At 61.0% G+C, this 22,459-nt stretch carries 17 protein-coding genes and 1 pseudogene; 11 read left to right on the forward strand and 7 right to left on the reverse strand.

The window, feature by feature from the left end:
• Positions 1-95: 95 nt before the first annotated feature.
• The 7 genes and pseudogenes from JWU58_RS27500 to gap form a co-directional block, all read right to left on the reverse strand.
• Positions 96-1,439 (reverse strand): annotated as a pseudogene (locus JWU58_RS27500) (methyl-accepting chemotaxis protein); the annotation flags it as partial.
• Between the two features lie 105 nt (positions 1,440-1,544).
• Entirely contained in the window at positions 1,545-1,955 is a 411-nt protein-coding gene (locus tag JWU58_RS07075; RefSeq protein ID WP_206421674.1) for a YbaN family protein, read from the reverse strand.
• Between the two features lie 161 nt (positions 1,956-2,116).
• Positions 2,117-2,713 carry a biliverdin-producing heme oxygenase gene (locus tag JWU58_RS07080; protein WP_206421675.1) on the reverse strand — a complete coding sequence of 199 codons (597 nt, stop codon included), beginning with the start codon at positions 2,711-2,713 and terminating at the stop codon, positions 2,117-2,119.
• A gap of 109 nt (positions 2,714-2,822) precedes the next feature.
• Positions 2,823-5,408 (reverse strand): TonB-dependent receptor, encoded by a 2,586-nt coding sequence (locus JWU58_RS07085; RefSeq protein ID WP_206421676.1) that lies wholly within the window; start codon positions 5,406-5,408, stop codon positions 2,823-2,825.
• 122 nt (positions 5,409-5,530) lie between these two features.
• Positions 5,531-6,496 carry a FecR family protein gene (locus JWU58_RS07090; protein WP_024014066.1) on the reverse strand — a complete coding sequence of 322 codons (966 nt, stop codon included), beginning with the start codon at positions 6,494-6,496 and terminating at the stop codon, positions 5,531-5,533.
• A 108-nt stretch (positions 6,497-6,604) separates the two neighbouring features.
• Positions 6,605-7,132: an RNA polymerase sigma factor gene (locus tag JWU58_RS07095; protein WP_206421677.1), complete on the reverse strand. Its 528-nt coding sequence runs from the start codon at positions 7,130-7,132 to the stop codon at positions 6,605-6,607.
• A gap of 199 nt (positions 7,133-7,331) precedes the next feature.
• The gene (gap, locus tag JWU58_RS07100; protein WP_024014065.1) at positions 7,332-8,333 is read right to left on the reverse strand and encodes a type I glyceraldehyde-3-phosphate dehydrogenase; all 1,002 of its coding nucleotides are present in this window, start codon (positions 8,331-8,333) and stop codon (positions 7,332-7,334) included.
• Between the two features lie 220 nt (positions 8,334-8,553).
• Between gap and edd the strand changes: the two genes are divergently transcribed.
• The 11 genes from edd (at position 8,554) to JWU58_RS07155 (ending at position 22,421) form a co-directional block, all read left to right on the forward strand.
• The gene (edd, locus tag JWU58_RS07105; protein ID WP_071173347.1) at positions 8,554-10,380 is read left to right on the forward strand and encodes a phosphogluconate dehydratase; all 1,827 of its coding nucleotides are present in this window, start codon (positions 8,554-8,556) and stop codon (positions 10,378-10,380) included.
• A complete protein-coding gene (locus tag JWU58_RS07110) occupies positions 10,377-11,336 on the forward strand; it encodes a glucokinase (RefSeq protein ID WP_016773528.1) in 960 nt (319 codons plus the stop codon). The genes edd and JWU58_RS07110 overlap by 4 nt, the downstream gene beginning before the upstream one ends.
• 174 nt (positions 11,337-11,510) lie before the next feature.
• Entirely contained in the window at positions 11,511-12,242 is a 732-nt protein-coding gene (locus tag JWU58_RS07115; protein WP_016773529.1) for a response regulator, read from the forward strand.
• Positions 12,232-13,701 carry an ATP-binding protein gene (locus tag JWU58_RS07120; protein ID WP_071173345.1) on the forward strand — a complete coding sequence of 490 codons (1,470 nt, stop codon included), beginning with the start codon at positions 12,232-12,234 and terminating at the stop codon, positions 13,699-13,701. Before JWU58_RS07115 ends, JWU58_RS07120 begins: the two co-directional genes overlap by 11 nt.
• 295 nt (positions 13,702-13,996) lie before the next feature.
• Entirely contained in the window at positions 13,997-15,256 is a 1,260-nt protein-coding gene (locus JWU58_RS07125; protein WP_206421678.1) for a D-mannose isomerase, read from the forward strand.
• A gap of 118 nt (positions 15,257-15,374) precedes the next feature.
• Entirely contained in the window at positions 15,375-16,676 is a 1,302-nt protein-coding gene (locus JWU58_RS07130) for an ABC transporter substrate-binding protein (RefSeq protein WP_024014061.1), read from the forward strand.
• Between the two features lie 119 nt (positions 16,677-16,795).
• Positions 16,796-17,704, forward strand: coding sequence for a carbohydrate ABC transporter permease (locus tag JWU58_RS07135; RefSeq protein ID WP_016773533.1), 909 nt, complete (start codon positions 16,796-16,798; stop codon positions 17,702-17,704).
• Positions 17,697-18,542, forward strand: coding sequence for a carbohydrate ABC transporter permease (locus JWU58_RS07140; RefSeq protein WP_016773534.1), 846 nt, complete (start codon positions 17,697-17,699; stop codon positions 18,540-18,542). Before JWU58_RS07135 ends, JWU58_RS07140 begins: the two co-directional genes overlap by 8 nt.
• A 2-nt stretch (positions 18,543-18,544) precedes the next feature.
• Positions 18,545-19,705 (forward strand): ABC transporter ATP-binding protein, encoded by a 1,161-nt coding sequence (locus JWU58_RS07145; protein ID WP_076563921.1) that lies wholly within the window; start codon positions 18,545-18,547, stop codon positions 19,703-19,705.
• Between the two features lie 221 nt (positions 19,706-19,926).
• Positions 19,927-21,276 carry a carbohydrate porin gene (locus JWU58_RS07150; protein WP_076563920.1) on the forward strand — a complete coding sequence of 450 codons (1,350 nt, stop codon included), beginning with the start codon at positions 19,927-19,929 and terminating at the stop codon, positions 21,274-21,276.
• 290 nt (positions 21,277-21,566) lie between these two features.
• The gene (locus JWU58_RS07155; RefSeq protein WP_039758108.1) at positions 21,567-22,421 is read left to right on the forward strand and encodes a D-hexose-6-phosphate mutarotase; all 855 of its coding nucleotides are present in this window, start codon (positions 21,567-21,569) and stop codon (positions 22,419-22,421) included.
• Positions 22,422-22,459: the final 38 nt, after the last annotated feature.

The raw sequence follows: 22,459 nt of genomic DNA on the forward strand, positions 1-22,459 counted from the left end.
CTGGTCTGGCGGGCAATTTCCGATGACTGATCAGCCGTGCCACGTGCTTCGGTGATGCTCTGTTTGATCTGCGCGATGGTCGGCTGAAGCTTGTCGAGGAAGCGGTTGAACCAGTTCACCAGTTCGCCCAGTTCATCTTTCTTGCTGTAGTTCAGGCGCTGGGTCAGATCGCCTTCGCCGCTGGCGATGTTCTTCAACATGTCGGCGACGCTGTTGATCGGACGGGTGACGCCGGAGGCGGTGAGCCAGATCAGCAGCAGGCCGACCAGACCGGCCACGCCCGCCACCAGCAGGGCAGTGATGACGCCGGTTTGTTGCGCGTCATCCAGCACCGCTTGCAGTTTCACCGAGTCGGCCAACAGCACGTGTTCGGGCAGGTCGATGACCACGCCCCAAGCGCGCGAATTGCCGATCGGATCGACCGGGTAAACCGCGCGAATCAAATCGCCCTGTTCAAGGATTTTCGCCGTGCCGCTGCCGACCAATTGCAATACATCTTGGCCGTCAGCGCCGAGGGCGTCGTTGATTTTTTTACCGACCCGCGTTGCGTCAGCGCTGTCGGCCGCGAGCACGCCGCTGCCGGAAACGATCAGCATGTGCCCGGCGTTGTTGAACAGGCTGCGCTGCGAGTCGACGGCGGCGGCTTGCAGGGCGTCGAGCGCGATGTCGACGCCGACCACACCGATCGCTTTGCCGTCGACCATCACGGGCACGGAAATGGTCGTCATGAGCATTTCCTTGCCACCGACGGTGTCGGCATACGGGTCTAGCAGGCAGGTGCGTTTGTTGTCGCGAGGGCAGGTGTACCAACTGTTGTACGGCGTGCCGCTGACGCTGAGGGTGGTTTTGGTCAGGTCGTCTTCGACCATGATTGTATTCAGCGCGGCGCCGGCGGCACGGCTCCAGTACGAGGCGAAGCGCCCGGCTTCGTTGGACTGCCGCGCGGCATCGTTGGCGAATTCGCTGTCCTTGCCGTCGAGGCCGTTGGGTTCGAAGGCCAACCAGATACCGAGGACTTTATCGTTGCGCTCGAAAGCGGTTTTCAGACTCTGGTTCAACTCTTCCCGAACGGCGCCGGCTTCGAGTGAACGCTTGGCCGCCATCGTCCGCAGATCCTTGATCTGATCGGCGAGGGCGGTGACCACCAGCAGGCTTTCACCAAAGGTTTTCTGCACCCGCACCGCTTGCTCGGCGGCCTTGGCCTGCAACAGGTTCTGCACGCTGGCGGTGAGCAACTGGTTGCTGGATTGACTGACCAGCGCGTCGTTCTGGTTGGTCTGGTAGATGTTCATGCTGACAATCAGCGCCACCACTCCGAGCAGGCACAGACCGGAGAGCAGGACGATTTTCAGGCGAATGGAAAGAGAGTCGAACATGGGGCGATCTCGCGAATGGAATAAACAGGTGGCTGGGCCGGGAGCCCGGTTTGCCAAATCCATTCAGCGCCATTCAATCCTCATCGGCGTTAAGCGAAACGGCATGAGGCGCTTGCCGACGGACGGTCGCTGCTAAACGTTTGCGCAGGGGAAAATGCTGAAAAGGCTTTAATTACAGGGATGTTTCACTACCGCGACGGGCGTCTCCGGGCGCGACCAGATCCATAGGTTGCCCAGGCCCATGCCGGCAATCGCCAGATAGATCGGCCAGCCGTGGTCGAGCATCACCAGCATCAACGTCGCACACAGCAGCATGCTGACGGTGGCGCTGACCTTGGCCTTGCGCGCGATGATCCTGCCGTTGCGCCAGTTACTCAGGATCGGCCCGAACAGGCGATGATTTTCCAGCCACGCACTCAAGCGCGGCGAACTGCGGGTCGCGGCCCACGCGGCAAGGAGGATGAACTCGGTGGTCGGCAGACCGGGCACGACGATGGCGATCAGGCCAATGCCGAGGCTGACATAGGCCAGCAGGCCGAACAGCAGACGGGCGAGTTTTGATGGGGCGGGTGCGGGCATGGCTCAGCGGTGGCTTCTGAAGCGGAACGGGGATCTTACAGATTTGTGGTGAGCCCTGTGGGAGCGAGCCTGCTCGCGAAAGCGGTTGATCAGGCACATTGATGTTGAATGTGCTGCCGTCTTCGCGAGCAGGCTCGCTCCCACAGGGGATAAGAGTTGCTTCAGGCCACTTCGGCTTCTATGGCATAAGCCCGTTCCAGCAGCACGGTAAAGCGGTTGAACGCATCCAGTGCACCTTGCTCCACTTCAGCCTCTTCCTCAGCGGTGAACGGCAACGCATCGAGGGTGCGCACAAAGCTTTTCCAGCCCTCGGCGCGGCCACCTTGCGGTTCCGCCAGATGCCGGGCACCGAAGGTTTCGCTCAGCTCCAGTGCCACGGCACGCTTGACCAGGAACGCCGCGCCGAGCTTGGAACCCTCGGAAACAAAGATCCAGCCCAGCGCCCTCGCCTTGCTCGGGTTTTTCAGCGCGCCGGCCACCGGCGCCGGGACTTCGGTGTCGAGGTCGGCGAGGTCAGCCCTGGCCGCTTCGGCGCGGCAACGGGCTGGCAGATCCGGGACGATCGCGGTCAGTTCGGCATCGTTGTACAGCTCGACCAGTTCCGCCTGGAACAGGTATTGCGCGACGACGAAACGGGCGAAGCTGGCGCGGGTTTCGAATGGTGCGTGGGCTTTGACCAGGGCATCGAGTTTGCTGTGCGGCTCATGGGTGATCTGGTTCAGGCGTTGCGAACGCAGGGTTTTTTCCGAGGCAGTCATGGGGTGTCCTTGATAAATGAGGCGCTTGATAACAAGACGTACGGGCGGGCGCCGGACAGTAAAAAAACCTCACTGCGCGGCGAGAACACGCGCAGTGAGGCCGGGCGGATCAGATGTCCCAGATCAGGTTGATCGCGAAGTTGCGTCCCGGTTGGGTCAGCCGATCGAGGTTGGCCGGTTGCGTCACCGAGGCTTCGCCGACGCTGTCGTAACCGCGCACGTCATCCCACAGCCAGTACTTCTTGTCGGTCAGGTTGTAGACGCCGCCGCTGACGGTGACGTCGTCGGTCACCTTGTAATAGCCGGCCAGATCGAGAATGCCGAAGCCCGGGGTCTTGAACTGGCTGCTGACGCCGTCCGGCGACTTGAAGTTGCTGTCGTCGACGCGGTCCTTTTTCTTCACCACGGTCCAGCTCAGCAGGCCGCCATAGTTGTCCTGGTCGTAACCGAGACCGAACACGCCGGTGAGCGGATTGACGCTGTTGATCGGCTCGCCGCTGTCGTTGTTGCGCCCGTAGGCGTAGGCGATCGAGCCTTCGGTATACAGGCCTTGCGGCGCGCCGAACGCATCCAGGTTCAAGCGACCTTTGACTTCCGCACCCTTGATGGTGGCGCGCTTGATGTTGTTGCTCTGGAAGGTCAACTGATCGTCGCCCGGCTTGACCGCATCCTCGTTGATGAAGTCGCGGTACTTGTTATAGAACACCGCGACGTCGAACGAGCCCTGCTCGAAATTCCCGCGCAGGCCGGTTTCGAAACCTTTGCTTTTTTCCGGCTCAAGGTCGGAGTTGGGCGCCACGGTGTAGCCGGTGGTGTTGTTCTCGAAACGCCCGTACAGCGATTTTGCCGTGGGCGTGCGGAAGCCTTCGGCGTACTGGCCGTACCAGGTGTAGTTGTCCGTCAGTGCATAGGTCAGGCCGAATTTTGGCGAGACTTTGTGCCAGGTCTTGTTCTTGTCGCTGACCGTGCCCTGGCCGTCGGCATTCACGGTGTTGAGGAATTCCTCGGTGATGTGCGGCTTGAGCTGGGTGTAGTCGTAGCGCAGGCCCGGCAGGAAGGTCCAGTCGTTCCAGCTGATCTGATCCTGAGCAAACAGGCTGTAGGTGTTGATGGTCGGATCGGGGAAATCAGAGGCCTTGGCCAGCACGTCCGCCGCACTGGTCGCGCCAATCGCCGTGCAGCCGCGACCGACGGCCACGCAGGTGCCGTCGCCGCTGCGTGAACCGGTGACTTTCTGCTGTTTGATAGTGGTGCCGTAAGTCAGCAGGTGATCGGTGTCACCGATGGCGAAAGCCTTGTCCAGTTGGGCGTCGAACACCCACTGTTTTTCTTCGTAGATCGTGTCGCGGGTACGCAGCACTGTACGAGTGATCGGGTAGTACAACTCTTCGGTGCTCTGGTCGGTCTTGGCGATCTGGTGATTGAGGCTCCACTTGACGTTATCGGCGAGCAGGCTGTCGAGGGCGAACGAGTGTTCGATACCGAAACGCTCGCGGGTGATGGTGTCGTTGCCGGTGCGCCACTGGTACATGCCGCCGGGCAGGACGCTGCTCGGAATGGTCGGCGCGCCGTTGAAATACGGGCCGCCGTAGGCACTTTTCTGGTCGGTGTCGCGATCGTCCTTGTACTTTTCGTAGGTCAGGCCCAGGCGCGAATCGTCGTTGTAGTTCCAGCCGAGCTTGGCCAGGACGTTGGTCGCGCGCACGTCTTCCGGGTTGGCGGCGGTGCGCGCAAGGCCGGTGCCATTGTTGCCACCAAAGGATTCGCTTTCGTGACCGTCGCGCTGGCTGTAATGCAGCAGACCGTCGAACTCACCGCTGCGGCCGGCGACGGTGGCGGACTTCAGCCAGCTGTCGTCGGCGGAGCTGTAACCGCTTTTCAGACGCGCGCCGACGTCCTTGCCCGGTTTGATGATGTCGTCGGCGTCCAGCGTGTAGTAACTGACCGCGCCGCCGATGGCGTTGCTGCCGTACAGCACCGAGGCCGGGCCACGGAGGATCTCCACGCGTTTGACGATTTCCGGGTCGACGTAGTTGCGCTGGCTCTTGGCGTAGGGGCCGTTGAAGAAGCCGTTGGGGATCTCCACGCCATCGACCTGGGTCAGGATGCGGTTGCCGTCGATACCGCGAATGTTGTAGCCACTGATGCCGCCGCGCTGACCGGCACCGCCAACGGAAACGCCCGGTTCGTAGCGCACCAGATCCTTGATGGTATTGACGTTGTTGCGGTCAAGCGCTTGGCGATCCTGCACGCTGACCGTCGAGGGCACGCTGTTGACCGATTGTTCCTGGCGAGTGGCGCTGATGGTCACCTGATCGAGATTGAGCGTGCCGCTGCTGTTGCGTTTTTCCAGCACGACATTGTTGTTGCTCAGTTTGCGGAAGCTCAGGTTGGTCCCCACCAACAGGCGCTCGAGGGCTTTCTCCGGCGGCAGCGAACCGCGCACGCCCGGCGACGAGACGTTCTGCCCCAACTCGGCCGGCAGGCCGACCTGCCAACCGGTCACGGCGGTAAAGGCATTCAATGCCGAAACCAGTGGTTGCTGGCCGATGGCGAACGCGTAATCGCCCATGTTGCGTGTCGGTTGCTCGGCGGCCGCCAGCAGCTGTGCGGTGCCAGCCATGAGGATGGCCGCAGTCAGCAGCGACAGTACGCGGGAAGGGGAAGCAGTCTGGCGGGTAAGGCGTGAGGACATCGATAGCGCTCCGTGTCGCACGAATCTTTATAGGTGCTGATCGGCATGGTTAGATGCGAATCAATTGCATTGGCTATAACGAGACGTACTGTCGTTGGCTATCGAGTAAAAATAATTCTCATTCAGTTCAGAATCACCAGCGCAGGGAATTCCTGCAGGCGTGCCGAGGTGATGTGAGCGAGGGAGCGGACCACGTCGAGCGGCTGGTCGAGACGGTAATTGCCGGTGACGGCGACGTCGGCCAATTGCTCGTTGTTGTTGATGATCCAGCCCGGATAGTAGCGGCGTAGCTCGGCCAGCACCTGATTCAGCGGGCAGTTCTCGAACACCAGGCGGCCTTCAACCCAGGCCAGATCGGCATTGGCGTCGAGCTTGGCCGGGCGATCAAAACCGTTGGGGCCGATGCGAATGCTTTCCCCGGCACGCAGGCGCACCCGGGCATCGTTGTGGGTGGCGCGCAGATCGACATCGCCACGCTGCACATTCACTTGCGCGACCCCGTCGAGGTAGCGCACGGCGAACGCGGTGTCGTGGACGCTGGCCGTTACCGGACCTGCGTCGATCTCCAGCGGCTGATTACGCCCGCTGGCGATCTCGAAAAACGCCTCGCCCTGAAACAGTCGGGCCACGCGCTGTTGATCGTTGATGGTGCTGGAAAACGCCGAATTGGTATTGAGCAGAACCTTCGAGCCGTCCTCCAGTTGCAGACGCTGACGCTCGCCGACCACGGTCAGGTGATCCGCTTGAATGCGCATCGGCAAGTTACTGAAACTGAACAGCCCGAGGATCAGCACCGCAGCGGTAGCCAGCGGTTTCCAGTGCGGGCGCAAGCGCTTGAGAAAAGTGATTTTTACAGGTTTTGCTGCCAGAGCCTCGGCGCACAGCGCGACTTGCGGGCCGTCCCAGATCGCTTGGGCCTTGGCGAACGCCTCGGCATTCAACGGATCAGCCGCCAGCCAGGCATGAAATTGCCGGGTCTGTTCCTCATCCGGGCTGCCGAGCACGATGAGCCAGTCCAGCGCCTGGTCCATTGCAGCTGCAGCGTCCCGCGCCGAATCGGGCGAAGGCGAGCGGTGGGTGTCCGTCACGGTGGTTCCTCAGGGCTTCTGGCGAAGCAGTTTCTAGCTTCAAGCTGCAAGCTGCAAGCTGCAAGCCGGATGCAATACTGCTTTTTGTTTTTACTTGTAGCTTGCAGCTCAAAACTTGCCGCTGCCGTTATGCCGTTCGGCAACGCCGATGCAGATCGACATGATCAGTTTCAGTTCCTTCTGCACGGTGCTCAGCGAAACATCAAGTTCATCAGCGATTTCCTGATAGCTGTGCCCGTGCAAACGGCTGAGGATGAAGATCTGCTGCTGACGCGGGCTGAGTTGGCTGAGGCTCACGTTCAAACGCTCCAGCAGTTGTTCGGCGTGGGCGGCGTCTTCAGCGCTGCTGGCGGGCGCGGCGATGCTCTGCACTACCTCTTGAGGTACATCGTCGACCATGGTCCGCGCATGAATCTTGCGCGCACGCAAATGATCCAGCGCCAGATTGCGCGCGGTCTGGAAGACAAAGGGTTCAAGGTGATCGATGGCCCGTTCGCTCAACGCCCGGGTCACGCGCAGGTAGGTCTCCTGCAACAGGTCTTCAGCGGTGCTGTGATTGTTGACCATCCGTTCCAGCGTGCGCAGCAGGGAAGTGCGCTGGGCGAGGAAGACGTGGTTGAAGCGCGATTGACTCACGGGAGGACCTGATCCATTTCGAGCGAATGATAATGCTTATCATCCAGCCGAATGGTCAAGTGCTGATTTCGAATTGAAATCGGATCTCCTGTGGGAGCGAGCCTGCTCGCGAAGGCGTCGTGTCAGTCAATTCCATATCGACTGACAGAAAGCTTTCGCGAGCAGGCTCGCGCCCACAGGGATTGGGGGCCGGCTGAGATTATTCGGCGTTACACAACGCCAGGCAGTTATCCAGCATGCGGTTGGAGAAGCCCCATTCGTTGTCGTACCAGGCCAGCACTTTCAGCAACTTGCCACTGACTTTGGTGTGGTTGGCGTCGAAGATCGACGACAGCGGGTTGTGGTTGAAGTCGCTGGAAACCAGCGGCAAGGTGTTGTAACCGAGAATCTTCGAATGCTGGCTCGCCGCTTTCAGCAGGGCGTTGACTTCGTCGGCACTGGCTTCTTTCTTCAGTTGCACGGTGAGGTCGACCAGCGACACATTGATCACCGGTACGCGCACAGCCATGCCGGTCAGTTTGCCCGCCAGTTCCGGCAGCACCAGGCCTACCGCTTCGGCTGCGCCGGTCTTGCTCGGGATCATGTTTTGCGTGGCCGAGCGGGCACGGTACGGGTCGCTGTGATAAACGTCGGTGAGGTTCTGGTCGTTGGTGTAGGCGTGGATGGTGGTCATCAGGCCGCTTTCGATGCCCAACTCGCGATGCAGCACCTGCGCCACTGGCGCGAGGCAGTTAGTGGTGCACGAAGCGTTGGAAATGATCTGATGCGACTGACGCAGAATGTCGTGGTTGACGCCATAAACGACGGTGGCGTCGGCGCCTTTGGCCGGGGCAGAAATGATCACCTTGCGGGCGCCGGCGCTGATATGCGCGGCGGCTTTGGCACGGTCGGTGAACAGACCGGTGCATTCGAACACTACGTCGATTTTTTCAGCGGCCCACGGCAGGTCGGCCGGGTTGCGAATGGCGCTGACTGCGATGCGGTCGCCATTGACCGTCAGGCTTTCGTTGTCGTGCGCCACGTCGGCGTCGAAAGTGCCGTGGACGGTGTCGTATTTGAGCAGATGGGCATTGATCGAACTGTCACCCAGATCGTTGATCGCGACGATCTGCAGGTCTTGACGATAGCCTTGGGTATACAGTGCGCGCAGGACATTACGGCCGATGCGGCCGAAACCATTGATTGCAATTCGAAGAGTCATGGAACAGCGCCGCCGTCGTTTTGTTGTTGGAATTACAAGATTATTCGCATAAAAATAGAAAACAAGCCTTTTTAGTGGCAATATTTTGTTTTATCTACAACGAGTGACCTGAATCAACTGGTCCGAATGGTCAAAAAAGCCGTCTGTCATTCCAACAACAACGGCGTTTGACCAGCATAGACAATCAGGTCGCCACATCCGTTAGCCTGGAGTTCTACACATGCATCCCCGCGTTCTTGAGGTCACCGAACGGCTTATCGCCCGCAGCCGCGCCACGCGTCAGGCTTACCTTGCATTGATTCGCGGCGCCGCCACCGACGGCCCGATGCGCGGCAAGCTGCAATGCGCCAACTTCGCCCACGGCGTGGCCGGTTGCGGCAGCGAAGACAAGCACAGCCTGCGGATGATGAACTCGGCGAACATCGCCATTGTGTCTTCGTATAACGACATGCTTTCGGCGCACCAGCCGTACGAAGTCTTTCCACAACAGATCAAGAATGCCCTGCGCGAGATCGGCTCGGTCGGCCAGTTCGCCGGCGGCACTCCGGCGATGTGCGATGGCGTGACCCAGGGCGAGCCGGGCATGGAACTGAGCCTGCCGAGCCGCGAAGTGATCGCCATGTCGACCGCCGTGGCGCTGTCGCACAACATGTTTGACGGCGCGCTGATGCTCGGCATCTGCGACAAGATCGTCCCGGGCCTGATGATGGGTTCGCTGCGTTTCGGTCATCTGCCAACGATCTTCGTACCGGGCGGGCCGATGGTTTCAGGGATTTCCAACAAGGAAAAAGCCGACGTCCGCCAGAAGTACGCCGAAGGCAAGGCGACCCGTGAAGAGCTGCTGGAATCGGAGATGAAGTCCTACCACAGCCCGGGCACCTGCACCTTCTACGGCACCGCCAACACCAACCAGTTGCTGATGGAAGTCATGGGCCTGCACCTGCCGGGCGCGTCTTTCGTCAACCCGAACACACCACTGCGCGACGCCCTGACCCGCGAAGCCGCGCATCAGGTCACGCGCCTGACCAAGCAGAACGGCAACTTCATGCCGATCGGCGAAATCGTCGACGAGAAGGCGCTGGTCAACTCCATCGTTGCCCTGCACGCCACCGGCGGCTCGACCAACCACACCCTGCACATGCCGGCCATCGCCATGGCGGCGGGCATTCAGCTGACCTGGCAGGACATGGCCGACCTTTCCGAAGTCGTCCCGACCCTGAGCCACGTCTACCCGAACGGCAAAGCCGACATCAACCACTTCCAGGCAGCGGGCGGCATGTCGTTCCTGATCCGCGAACTGCTCGGCGCCGGCCTGCTGCATGAGGACGTCAACACTGTGCTCGGCCATGGCCTGAGCCAGTACACCAAAGAACCGTTCCTCGATAACGGTGAGCTGGTCTGGCGCGAAGGCCCGACCGACAGCCTCGACGAAAACATCCTGCGTCCGGTGTCCCGTGCGTTCTCGCAAGAGGGCGGCTTGCGGGTGATGGAAGGCAACCTCGGTCGCGGGGTGATGAAGGTTTCTGCCGTTGCGCTGGAGAACCAGATCGTCGAAGCACCGGCGATGGTCTTCCAGGATCAGCAGGACCTGGCGGACGCATTCAAGGCCGGTCTGCTGGAGAAGGATTTCGTCGCCGTGATGCGCTTCCAGGGCCCGCGTTCCAACGGCATGCCCGAGCTGCACAAGATGACGCCGTTCCTCGGCGTGCTGCAGGATCGCGGCTTCAAAGTGGCGCTGGTGACTGACGGGCGCATGTCCGGCGCGTCGGGGAAAATCCCCGCAGCGATTCACGTCAGCCCGGAAGCTTATGTCGGTGGCGCTTTGGCGCGCGTGCAAGAGGGCGATATCATCCGCGTCGATGGCGTCAAAGGCACCTTGGAACTGAAGGTCGACGCCGCCGAATTTGCAGCGCGCGAACCTGCCAAGGGCCTGTTGGGCAACAACATTGGCAGCGGCCGCGAGCTGTTTGGCTTCATGCGCATGGCCTTCAGCTCGGCGGAGCAGGGCGCCAGCGCCTTCACTTCTGCCCTGGAGACGCTTAATTGAAACTGGCTTTGGTCGGTGACATCGGAGGCACCAACGCGCGGTTCGCGTTGTGGCAAAACCAGCAACTGCAATCGGTTCAGGTGCTGGCCACGGCCGACTTTGCCACCCCGGAAGAGGCAATCGCCTTGTACCTGAGCGGGCTCGGTCTGGCGCCGGGCTCGATCGGCTCAGTGTGCCTGTCGGTGGCAGGTCCGGTGAGTGGCGATGAATTCAAATTCACCAACAATCACTGGCGGCTCAGCCGCAGCGCGTTCTGCAAGACCTTGCAGGTCGAGCAGTTGTTGCTGACCAACGACTTCTCGGCGATGGCGCTGGGCATGACCCGCTTGCAGCCGGGCGAATTCCGCGTGGTTTGCGAAGGCACGCCGGAGCCTCTGCGCCCGGCAGTAGTCATCGGCCCGGGCACGGGTCTGGGTGTCGGCACCTTGCTCGATCTCGGTGAAGGCCGCTTCGCGGCGCTGCCGGGCGAGGGCGGCCACGTCGACCTGCCGCTGAGCAGCCCGCGCGAAACGCAACTGTGGCAACACATCTACAACGAGATCGGCCATGTCAGCGCGGAAACCGTGTTGAGCGGCGGCGGCCTGCCTCGACTGTACCGGGCGATCTGCGCGGTCGATGGCCATGAGCCGAAGCTTGAGACGCCGGAAGCGATCACCGCCGCCGGTCTGGCCGGTGATCCGATTGCTTTGGAAGTGCTCGAGCAGTTCTGCTGCTGGCTCGGTCGCGTCGCCGGCAACAACGTGCTCACCACCGGCGCGCGCGGTGGCGTGTTCATCGTTGGCGGGGTGATTCCACGCTTCGCCGATTTCTTCCTCGCCAGCGGCTTCGCCCGCTGCTTCGCCGACAAGGGCTGCATGAGCGATTACTTCAAAGGCATCCCGGTCTGGCTGGTGACCGCGCCGTACTCCGGCCTGGTCGGCGCCGGTGTGGCGCTGGATCAAGCAACACCTGCATAGAGATCATTCCCACGCTCCGCGTGGGAATGCCTCAAGGGACGCTCCGCGTCCAGTGACGCGGAGCGTCACGGGCTGCATTCCCACGCAGAGCATGGGAACGATCAACAGGCGACAAATTTTCCAGGTTCATCAGGCATAATCCGCCCCAACTCCAACAACAAGGATGCCTTCGAAGTGAGCTCAGTCAACAAGTCGATATTGTTGGTCGATGACGACCAGGAAATACGCGAGTTGCTGGAAACCTACCTGACCCGCGCCGGGTTTCAGGTGAGGGCCACCGCCGATGGTGCCGGTTTTCGTCAGGCGCTCAACGAGGCGCCGAGCGATCTGGTGATCCTCGATGTGATGCTGCCCGACGAAGACGGCTTCAGCCTGTGCCGCTGGGTGCGTCAGCATCCGCGTCAGGCGCAGGTGCCGATCATCATGCTGACCGCCAGTTCCGACGAAGCCGACCGGGTGATCGGTCTGGAGCTCGGCGCCGACGACTACCTCGGCAAACCGTTCAGCCCGCGCGAACTGCAAGCGCGGATCAAGGCCCTGCTGCGCCGCGCACAGTTCGCCCACGAACGCAGCGGCAGCGAAGTGCTGGTCTTCGACGACTGGCGCCTGGACACGGTCAGCCATCGGCTGTTCCACACTGACGGCGAGGAAGTGATCCTTTCCGGCGCCGATTTCGCTCTGCTGAAACTGTTCCTCGATCATCCGCAGCAAATCCTCGACCGCGACACCATCGGCAACGCCACCCGTGGCCGCGATCTGATGCCGCTCGATCGCATCGTCGACATGGCCGTCAGTCGTTTGCGCCAACGCCTGCGCGACACCGAAAAACCGCCACGGCTGATCCGCACGGTGCGCGGCAGCGGTTATCAGTTGGCAGCCAATGTGGTTGCCGGCAATGCTCACTGAGGCGCTGGGCAAATTCGCCAGTCGCATACCGGTGCCGCGCTCACTGCTCGGGCGGATGCTGCTGCTGACTCTGCTGGCGGTGCTGTTCGCGCAAACGCTGTCGAGCGTGATCTGGGTGTCGCAACTGCGCGCCACCCAGCTCGAAGGCTTGGTCACCAGTGCCCGCAGCCTGGCGCATTCGATGACCGCCAGCGTCAGCTATTTTCGTTCCCTGCCGGTGGCCTATCGGCCGCTGGTGCTCGATCAATTGCGCAGCATGGGCGGCACCCGATTTGTCGTGACGCTCAATGACAAACCGCTGGGCATGGACGTGCTGCCGGTGACGCCGCGCAAGGCTGCGGTGATGCAGGCGGTGGACGAAGTGCTGCGCCAGTCTCTGGGCCATGACACGGATATTTCGGTGACCTTCGTCAGCCCCGAAGACCTGCGGATTTTCAACGCCGGACTGAAACTTGATGAATTGCCGCGCTCCTGGGCGCATTACGCCCTGACGCTTGAACCGGTGAATCCGCCGGTGCTGGTCACGCAGATTCAAATGGCCCCGGGCGAGTGGCTGTACATCGCCTCGTTGCTGCCCGAGCCGTACACCAGTCTCGAAGAGCAAGGCCTGCCGGCGCAGCAGGTGTGGTTTATCGTCCTCACCAGCGGCTTTTTGCTGTTGTTCATCGGCCTGCTGGTGCACTGGCAGAGCCGGCCGCTCAAGCGTCTGGCGCGGGCAGCGCGGGACCTGTCGCTGGGTGCCGACGTCGAGCCGGTGGCGGAGGGCGGTGGCAGTGAAGTGGTCGAAGTCGGCCGCGCGTTCAACACCATGCGCGAACGCATCAGCCGTTACCTGACCGAACGCAGCCAGTTGTTCAGCGCGATTTCCCATGACCTGCGCACGCCAATCACCCGCCTGCGCTTGCGCGTCGAACTGCTCGAAGACGAACAGCTGCAAGCCAAATTCGGCCGCGATCTGGATGAGCTGGAGCTGCTGGTCAAAGGCGCGCTGCAATGCGTGAAAGACACCGACATCCACGAGAACATCGAGCCGGTGGATCTCAATCATGTGCTCGATTGTCTGGTCGAGCCGTATCTGGCGCCGAACGGCAATGGCCGCGTCACCCAGCATGGCCGTGCGCTGTCGGCGTATCCAGGCAAGCCGCTGGCGCTCAAGCGCTGCATCGGCAATCTGATCGACAACGCCTTGAAGTATGGACAGAACGCGCATCTGCACATCGATGACGATGACAGCGCCTTTGTTCTGCATGTCGACGACGAAGGGCCGGGTGTGCCGCAGCAGCGGCTGGAGCAAGTGTTCGAACCGCACTTCCGTTTGGCGGGGCAGCAGCAGGGTTATGGCTTGGGCCTTGGCATTGCGCGCAACATCGCCCATAGCCATGGCGGCGAGGTGACGTTGCAGAACCTGCGTGAGGGTGGGTTGCGGGTGACGTTGCAGTTGCCGCGGTCTGTGGATTGAGTCAAAGCTTTCCCTCACCCTAACCCTCTCCCGGGGGGAGAGGGGACTGATCGGGGGATGCTGCAGAGATAGGCCGACCTGACCGTACAACGCCGAATCCATAATCGACTCGGTATTTCAGGTCGGCGGAAAGCTCATTACAACTCGGTCAGCCCCCTCTCCCTCCGGGAGAGGGTTGGGGTGAGGGCTGCTCTTTGTCACGGACTGGTGACAAACCCCGTCCCCTTCGTTACAAGCCCGCCCCGGCCCGTTGTTTAGACTGCCCGCAGTCCTAACAACAAAAAAGGGTCACGCCATGGACACCTTTCACCCAGACTTCAGCAGTTGGCTGAACGCCCCTGCCCACCAGCAATGGCTAGCCGCCGAAGGCCTGCGTCTGCTGGATTTCGCCAAGGCATCACGACTGCCCGAAGGCTTCGGCAACCTCGATGAGCGCGGCCGTTTGCCGGCGAACGCACGAGCCGAAACCATGAACACCGCGCGCATGACCCACAGCTTCGCCATGGCCCACATTCAGGGCCTGCCGGGGTTTGCCGAGCTGGTCGACCACGGTATCGCCGCGTTGCGCGGGCCACTGCGTGATGCGCTGCACGGCGGCTGGTTTGCGGTGGCCGAACACCGCGACGACAACACCGGCAAGAACGCCTATCTGCATGCCTTTGTCGCCCTCGCCGCCAGCTCCGCCGTGGTCGCACAACGGCCCGGTGCCCAGGCTTTGCTCGATGACGCGATCGACATCATCGACACTTATTTCTGGAGCGAAGAAGAGGGCGCCATGCGCGAATTCTTCAATCGCGACTGGAGCGAAGAAGAAGCCTATCGCGGCGCCAACAGCAACATGCACGCGACCGAAGCATTCCTCGCGCTGGCCGATGTCACCGAAGATCCGCGCTGGCTGGTACGCGCCCAGCGCATCGTCGAACGAGTGATCCATGGCCACGCTGCAGCCAACGATTACCTGGTCATCGAGCACTTCGATCGCGACTGGCAACCGCTGCGCGAATACAACCACGACAACCCCGCCGACGGTTTCCGTCCTTACGGCACCACGCCGGGCCACGGTTTCGAGTGGGCGCGCTTGCTCCTGCACCTTGAAGCCGCACGGGTACAGGCCGGCATGCTTACGCCGGGCTGGCTGGCGACTGATGCGCAAAAACTCTTCGAAAACAATTGCCGCCACGGCTGGAATGTCGATGGCGCGCCGGGCATCGTCTACACCCTCGACTGGAATAACCAGGCTGTCGTTCGCCATCGTCTGCACTGGACGCACGCCGAAGCCAGCGCCGCCGCCAGCGCCTTGCTCAAGCGCACCGGCGACGGGCAATACGAAACCTGGTACCGGCTGTTCTGGGAGTTCTGCGAGACGAATTTCATCGACCGCTGCAACGGCAGTTGGCACCACGAACTCAATCCTCAGAATGTGCCAAGTGCCGATATCTGGCCGGGCAAGCCCGATCTGTATCACGCCTGGCAGGCTGTGCTGATTCCGCGATTGCCGCTGGCGCCGAGCATGGCCACGGCTTTGGCGCAGCTATCCCGGCCTGTGCCTGTGTAACCATGTCGTGACATTTACGCGTCCCTTCGTTACCTGCGAAGCGAAACGCTCTGTTTAAACTCCGTGCAGCGCAAGCACCAGACTTGCAATGCATAACAACAAGAAAGGTACATCTCGAATGAATGCGATTTCTCGCCTCGCTACTGTCATTTCTGTCGCCTCCCTGTTCCCGCTCGCAATCCTGCCGCTCAGTGTCTCCGCTGCCGATTCCAAAGGTTCGGTGGAAGTCGTGCACTGGTGGACTTCCGGTGGCGAAAAAGCCGCTGTCGATGTGCTCAAGGCCCAAGTCGAAAAAGACGGTTTCACCTGGAAAGACGGCGCTGTCGCCGGTGGTGGCGGTGCGACTGCCATGACCGTGCTGAAAAGCCGTGCCGTCGCCGGCAACCCGCCAGGCGTAGCGCAGATCAAAGGCCCGGACATCCAGGAATGGGCGTCGACCGGCCTGCTCGACACCGACGTTTTGAAAGACGTCGCCAAGTCGGAAAAATGGGACAGCCTGCTCGACAAGAAAGTCTCCGATACCGTGAAGTACGACGGTGATTACGTGGCCGTGCCGGTGAACATTCACCGCGTGAACTGGCTGTGGATCAACCCGGAAGTCTTCAAGAAAGCCGGCATCACCAAGAATCCAACCACCCTCGAAGAGTTCTACGCAGCCGGCGACAAGCTGAAAGCGGCGGGCTTCATTCCGCTCGCCCACGGCGGTCAGCCTTGGCAGGACAGCACCGTGTTCGAAGCCGTGGTGCTCTCGGTCATGGGCGTGGATGGCTACAAGAAAGCCCTGGTCGATCTCGACAACAAAGCGCTGACCGGCCCGGAAATGGTCAAGGCGCTCACCGAGCTGAAGAAAGTCGCGACCTACATGGACGCGGACGGCAAAGGCCAGGACTGGAACCTGGAAGCGGCCAAGGTCATCAACGGCAAGGCCGGCATGCAGATCATGGGTGATTGGGCCAAGTCCGAATGGACCGCCGCCAAGAAAGTCGCCGGTAAGGACTACGAGTGCGTAGCGTTCCCGGGCACCGACAAGGCATTCACCTACAACATCGACTCGCTGGCCGTGTTCAAGCAGAAGGACGCAGGCACTGCGGCCGGTCAGCAGGACATCGCCAAAGTCGTGCTGGGTGAGAACTTCCAGAAAGTCTTCAGCATCAACAAAGGCTCGATCCCGGTGCGCAACGACATGTTGAACAACATGGACAAGCTCGGCTTCGATTCCTGCGCGCAGACCGCTGCCAAGGACTTCCTCGCGGACGCCAAGTCCGGCGGCCTGCAACCAAGCATGGCGCACAACATGGCGACCACGCTGGCCGTGCAGGGCGCGTTCTTTGACGTAGTCACCAACTACATCAACGACCCGAAAGCCGACCCGGCCGATGCGGCGAAGAAACTCGGCGCGGCGGTTCAGTCGGCCAAATAGGCGCCTTGACGGCGAGCTGCAAGCTTCAAGCTTCAAGCTGCAAGTTAAAGGCTTGCGCGCTGCTGGTCTTGTAGCTTGCAGCTTGCAGCTGTTCTTCTCTTTCTTTTCTGGATTTGCTCATGAGTTCTGTTGCTGTGTTCAGCAAGGCCTCGCCGTTCGATGCATTGCAGCGCTGGCTACCGAAACTGGTGCTGGCGCCGAGCATGTTCATCGTGCTGGTGGGCTTCTATGGCTACATCCTGTGGACGTTCATTCTGTCGTTCACCACCTCGACTTTCCTGCCCAACTACAAGTGGGCCGGTCTGGCGCAATACGCGCGGTTGTTCGACAACGATCGCTGGTGGGTGGCGAGCAAGAACCTCGCCGTGTTCGGCGGCATGTTCATCGGCATCACTCTGGTGATCGGCGTGTTGCTGGCGGTGTTCCTCGACCAGCGCATCCGTCGCGAAGGCTTTATCCGCACCATTTACCTGTACCCGATGGCGCTCTCGATGATCGTCACTGGTACCGCGTGGAAATGGCTGCTCAACCCGGGCATGGGCCTGGACAAATTGTTGCGTGACTGGGGCTGGGAAGGTTTCCGTCTGGACTGGCTGATCGACCCTGATCGCGTGGTCTACTGCCTGGTGATTGCCGCTGTGTGGCAAGCCTCGGGCTTCATCATGGCGATGTTCCTCGCCGGCCTGCGTGGCGTCGATCAATCGATCATCCGTGCTGCGCAGATCGACGGCGCGAGCATGCCGCGCATCTACTGGAAAGTCGTGCTGCCAAGCCTGCGTCCGGTGTTCTTCAGTGCGGTGATGATCCTCGCGCACATCGCGATCAAGAGCTTCGACCTCGTTGCGGCAATGACCGCCGGCGGTCCGGGTTATTCCTCCGATCTGCCAGCGATGTTCATGTATTCCTTCACCTTCAGTCGCGGCCAGATGGGCATGGGCTCGGCCAGTGCGATTCTGATGCTCGGTGCGATCCTCGCGATCATCGTGCCTTACCTGTATTCCGAGCTGAGGACCAAGCGTCATGACTAGTCTCGCTGCCAAACCTGCGATCAGCTTCAGTCGCATCGCGATCTACGCGGTGCTGATCCTTGCGGTGTTCCTCTATCTGGTGCCGCTGGTGGTGATGTTGCTGACCAGCTTCAAGACCCCGGAAGACATCAGCACCGGCAACCTGCTGAGCTGGCCGACCGTGGTCAGCGGCATTGGCTGGGTCAAGGCCTGGGCCACGGTTGACGGCTACTTCTGGAACTCGATCAAGATCACCGTACCGGCGGTAATCATCTCCACCGCCATCGGTGCGTTGAACGGTTACGTGCTGTCGATGTGGCGCTTCCGTGGTTCGCAGTTGTTCTTCGGTCTGCTGCTGTTCGGCTGCTTCCTGCCGTTCCAGACCGTGCTGCTGCCAGCCTCGTTCACCCTCGGCAAGATGGGCCTGGCGAGCACCACCACCGGCCTGGTCTTCGTGCACGTGGTCTACGGTCTGGCGTTCACCACGCTGTTCTTCCGCAACTACTACGTGAGCATTCCCGATGCGCTGGTCAAGGCTGCGCGTCTGGATGGCGCGGGTTTCTTCACGATTTTCCGCCGCATCATTCTGCCGATGTCGACGCCGATCATCATGGTCTGCCTGATCTGGCAGTTCACCCAGATCTGGAACGACTTCCTGTTCGGGGTGGTGTTCTCCAGCGGTGATTCGCAACCGATCACCGTGGCGCTGAACAACCTGGTCAACACCAGCACCGGCGCCAAGGAATACAACGTGGATATGGCAGCGGCGATGATCGCCGGCCTGCCGACCCTGCTGGTCTATGTGGTCGCAGGCAAGTATTTCGTGCGCGGGCTGACGGCCGGCGCAGTCAAGGGGTAATCATGGCTACGCTTGAACTTCGCAACGTAAACAAGACCTACGGGGCCGGCCTGCCGGACACCCTGAAGAACATCGAACTGTCGATCAAGGACGGTGAATTCCTGATCCTCGTCGGCCCGTCGGGCTGCGGCAAATCGACCTTGATGAACTGCATCGCCGGTCTGGAAACCATCACCGGCGGCGCGATCATGATCGGTGATCAGGATGTCAGCGGCATGAGCCCCAAGGATCGTGACATCGCCATGGTGTTTCAGTCCTACGCGCTGTACCCGACCATGAGCGTGCGCGAGAACATCGAGTTCGGCCTGAAAATCCGCAAGATGCCCCAAGCAGCGATCGACGAAGAAGTCGCCCGCGTCGCCAAGCTGTTGCAGATCGAACACCTGCTCAATCGCAAGCCGGGCCAGCTCTCCGGTGGTCAGCAACAGCGCGTGGCGATGGGCCGTGCCTTGGCGCGGCGGCCGAAGATCTACCTGTTCGACGAACCGCTGTCGAACCTCGACGCCAAGCTGCGCGTCGAGATGCGCACCGAAATGAAACTGATGCACCAGCGTCTGAAAACCACCACGGTCTACGTGACCCACGACCAGATCGAAGCGATGACCCTGGGCGACAAGGTCGCGGTGATGAAGGACGGCATCATTCAGCAGTTCGGTACGCCGAAAGACATCTACAACAACCCGGCCAACCTGTTCGTGGCGAGCTTCATCGGTTCGCCGCCGATGAACTTCATCCCCCTGCGTTTGCAGCGCAAGGACGGTCGTCTGCTGGCGCTGCTCGACAGCGGTCAGGCGCGTTGTGAATTGCCGATGAGCATGCAGGATGCCGGGCTTGAAGACCGCGAAGTGATCCTCGGCCTGCGCCCGGAGCAGATTGTGCTTGCGAGCGGCGAGGGCAATGGTCTGCCGAGCATCCGCGCCGAAGTGCAGGTCACTGAACCGACCGGTCCGGATACCCTGGTGTTCGTCAACTTGAACGACACCAAGGTCTGCTGCCGACTGGCGCCGGACGTGGCACCGCAGGTAGGCGAAAGCCTGACGCTGCAGTTCGATCCATCGAAAGTGTTGTTGTTCGATGCCAATACCGGTGAGCGTCTGGGCGTTGCGGGCCAGGTGCAGACAGAAACCCGGTCGGCGAATGTGGCGCAGTTCAAAGGCCGCTGAAAAACAATGCTGGAATGCGGTCCTGTGGGAGCTGGCTTGCCAGCGATGGCATCAAACCGGTTTGGCGACAGACCGAGTCGCTCGCATCGCTGGCAAGCCGGCTCCCACAAGGGCCGGTTCCACAAAAAGGAGCACGCGGTGAATGGCCTGTCATTCGTCGCACTTTATGTAAACCGCGTTAGATAAAAACAGTTAATAACAATAAAGACGAGGATGTAGGGATGAAAAAGAAACACGTCAATGCCCGGTTGATCTGCCAGGTTTCAGCGGCAGCTGCACTGGTGCTGGCCGGTAATGCAATGGCGGCGGATGCGTTCAGCTCCGACTCCAAGTGGATGACCGGCGACTGGGGCGGCGAGCGCACCAAGCTGATCGAGCAGGGTATCGACATCAAGGCCGACTACGTTGGCGAGATGGGCGCCAACCTGAACGGCGGCTACAACGACGACAAGACCGCGCGTTACGCCGACCAGTTCGGTCTCGGCGTGGCCCTCGACCTGCAGAAACTGTGGGGCTGGGACAACACCCAGGCGAAGATCCAGCTGACCAACCGTAACGGCTACAACATCTCCAACGACCGCGTTGGCGATCCGCGTGCCGGCACCCTCAGTTCCTCGCAGGAAGTCTATGGCCGTGGCCACATGGTGCGTCTGACCCAGTTGTGGATCCAGCACCAGTTCTTCGACAACAAGCTCGACGTCAAGGCCGGTTACTTCGGCGAAGGCGAAGACTTCAACACCTTCCCGTGCGACTTCCAGAACCTGGCGTTCTGCGGTTCGCAAGTGGGTAACTGGGCGACCAACATCTGGTACAACTGGCCCGTCAGCCAGGCCGCGATCCGTGTGAAGTACAACATCAACGACGAGCTCTACGCGCAAATCGGTGCGTACAACCAGAACCCGTCGCAACTGGAACACGGCAACGGCTTCAAGCTCAGCGGCAGCGGCACCAAAGGTACCGTGCTGCCGGTTGAATTGGTCTGGTCGCCGAAGGTCAACAGCCTGCCGGGCGAATACCGCGTCGGTTACTACAAGAGCACGGCGGACGCCGACGACGTTCGCGAAGACGTCAACGGTTTCGACGCGGCAACTACCGGTGACGACTACAAGTCGCACAACAGCAAAAGCGGTTACTGGTTCGTCGCGCAACAGCAACTCACCAGCCACAACGGTGATGCCACTCGCGGTCTGAACATCGCTGCCAACGCGACATTCCACGACAAGGACACCAACTTCATCGACAACTACCAGTCGGTGATGTTTGTCTACAAAGGCCCGTTCGATGCACGTCCGAAGGATGACATCGGTATCGGCGCTGCGCGTATCCACGTCAACAAGGACGTCAAGCGCAACGCTGAACTGCTGAACGCTGCCAACGGTGTGTCCGACTACGACAACGCCGCGTTCTCGCCGATTCGTGAGACCGAGTACAACTACGAACTCAACTACGGCATTCATGTCACCAACTGGCTGACCGTGCGTCCCAACCTGCAATACATCACCCATCCGGGCGGTGTGGATGAAGTGGACAACGCTTTGGTCGCTGGCCTGAAAATTCAGTCAACGTTCTGACGCGTCTGCGATAAGCTCCTCTCTATGTGCGCATTTTGCGGACAGCCAAGGCTGTCCGCTTTTTTTTGCGAGAACCGCAGAAAGAGTTATGTCGTACCCATTGTGGTGAGGGGATTTATCCCCGCTGGGCTGCGAAGCGGCCCCAAATCCGATAAGCACAATCTGGCTGATACACCTCGGTGAATGGTTTTCAGGGCCGCTTCGCGACCCAGCGGGGATAAATCCCCTCGCCACAGTATTCAAGGGTCACAAAGGTAATTGTACCCCCATGATTTTCAGGACCGTAGCCAATGCATGAGCATCCGCTGCAACGCTTCTTCAAATCCCTGCGCGAGCGACCGGTGTTCGCCTGGGAGCGCTATCAGATGCGCGACGTGTTGGTGATCGATCATCCGCTGTGTCAGGCGGTGTTCAGTCGTCAGGGCGCGCAGTTGCTGCATTTTCAGCCGCGCGGGCAGAAGCCGTGGTTGTGGTGCGCGGCGAAGTGGCCGCATGTCGGCGCGATTCGCGGTGGCGTGCCGGTGTGCTGGCCGTGGTATGGCCGTCATCCGAGCGAAAACGCGTGGCCGTCCCATGGTTGGGCGCGACTGCTCGATTGGAAACTGCTCGACAGCAGCAGCGCCGAGGATGGCGTGCGCCTGCACTGGCAACTGCAGCTGTGCGATTGGCAGGTCGACCTGCACGCGCATCTGGGCGAACGCATGGAATTACGCCTGAGCACCGAGCATCAGGACGACATGCCGTGCCAGTTGAGCCAGGCTTTGCACGCTTACTGGCGTATTGGTGATGTCGGTGAGATAGCGCTGTCTGGGCTCGAAGGCGCGCAGGGTTATGATCAGTTGAATCGCCAGGTTTGCCAGCAGGAAGGCGAGTTGCGCGTCGATGGCGGCTGTCAGCGGGTGTTCCAGCATGACGGCGAATTGCAGCTCAAGGATCACGCCTGGCAGCGCGAGTTGTGCATCGATACCGGTGACAGCGGCGACACCGTCGTCTGGCATCCCGGCGCGCGGCCGTTACTGGGGGTAAGTTGGGACGAGATTTCCGAATTCGTCTGCGTGGAAGCAGCGGCGGGCGGCACCGACAGCCTGCACCTGGCGCCGGGCGAGAAGGCGCATTTGAGTTTGCAGGCGTGGGCCGCGGCTTGATCGTTCCCACGCTCTGCGTGGGAATGCAGCCCGGGACG

The organism is Pseudomonas atacamensis, assembly GCF_017167965.1.
Taxonomy (GTDB): domain Bacteria; phylum Pseudomonadota; class Gammaproteobacteria; order Pseudomonadales; family Pseudomonadaceae; genus Aquipseudomonas; species Aquipseudomonas atacamensis.

Excerpts from the sequence above, each read along its gene's own strand:
- JWU58_RS07120 (WP_071173345.1), top strand. The coding sequence starts at position 12,232 with ATGCTCACTGAGGCGCTGGGCAAATTCGCCAGTCGCATACCGGTGCCG.
- JWU58_RS07145 (WP_076563921.1), top strand. The coding sequence starts at position 18,545 with ATGGCTACGCTTGAACTTCGCAACGTAAACAAGACCTACGGGGCCGGC.
- JWU58_RS07140 (WP_016773534.1), top strand. The coding sequence starts at position 17,697 with ATGACTAGTCTCGCTGCCAAACCTGCGATCAGCTTCAGTCGCATCGCG.
- JWU58_RS07150 (WP_076563920.1), top strand. The coding sequence starts at position 19,927 with ATGAAAAAGAAACACGTCAATGCCCGGTTGATCTGCCAGGTTTCAGCG.
- JWU58_RS07135 (WP_016773533.1), top strand. The coding sequence starts at position 16,796 with ATGAGTTCTGTTGCTGTGTTCAGCAAGGCCTCGCCGTTCGATGCATTG.
- gap (WP_024014065.1), bottom strand. The coding sequence starts at position 8,333 with ATGACTCTTCGAATTGCAATCAATGGTTTCGGCCGCATCGGCCGTAAT.
- JWU58_RS07125 (WP_206421678.1), top strand. The coding sequence starts at position 13,997 with ATGGACACCTTTCACCCAGACTTCAGCAGTTGGCTGAACGCCCCTGCC.
- JWU58_RS07075 (WP_206421674.1), bottom strand. The coding sequence starts at position 1,955 with ATGCCCGCACCCGCCCCATCAAAACTCGCCCGTCTGCTGTTCGGCCTG.
- JWU58_RS07080 (WP_206421675.1), bottom strand. The coding sequence starts at position 2,713 with ATGACTGCCTCGGAAAAAACCCTGCGTTCGCAACGCCTGAACCAGATC.
- JWU58_RS07085 (WP_206421676.1), bottom strand. The coding sequence starts at position 5,408 with ATGTCCTCACGCCTTACCCGCCAGACTGCTTCCCCTTCCCGCGTACTG.
- JWU58_RS07130 (WP_024014061.1), top strand. The coding sequence starts at position 15,375 with ATGAATGCGATTTCTCGCCTCGCTACTGTCATTTCTGTCGCCTCCCTG.
- JWU58_RS07155 (WP_039758108.1), top strand. The coding sequence starts at position 21,567 with ATGCATGAGCATCCGCTGCAACGCTTCTTCAAATCCCTGCGCGAGCGA.
- edd (WP_071173347.1), top strand. The coding sequence starts at position 8,554 with ATGCATCCCCGCGTTCTTGAGGTCACCGAACGGCTTATCGCCCGCAGC.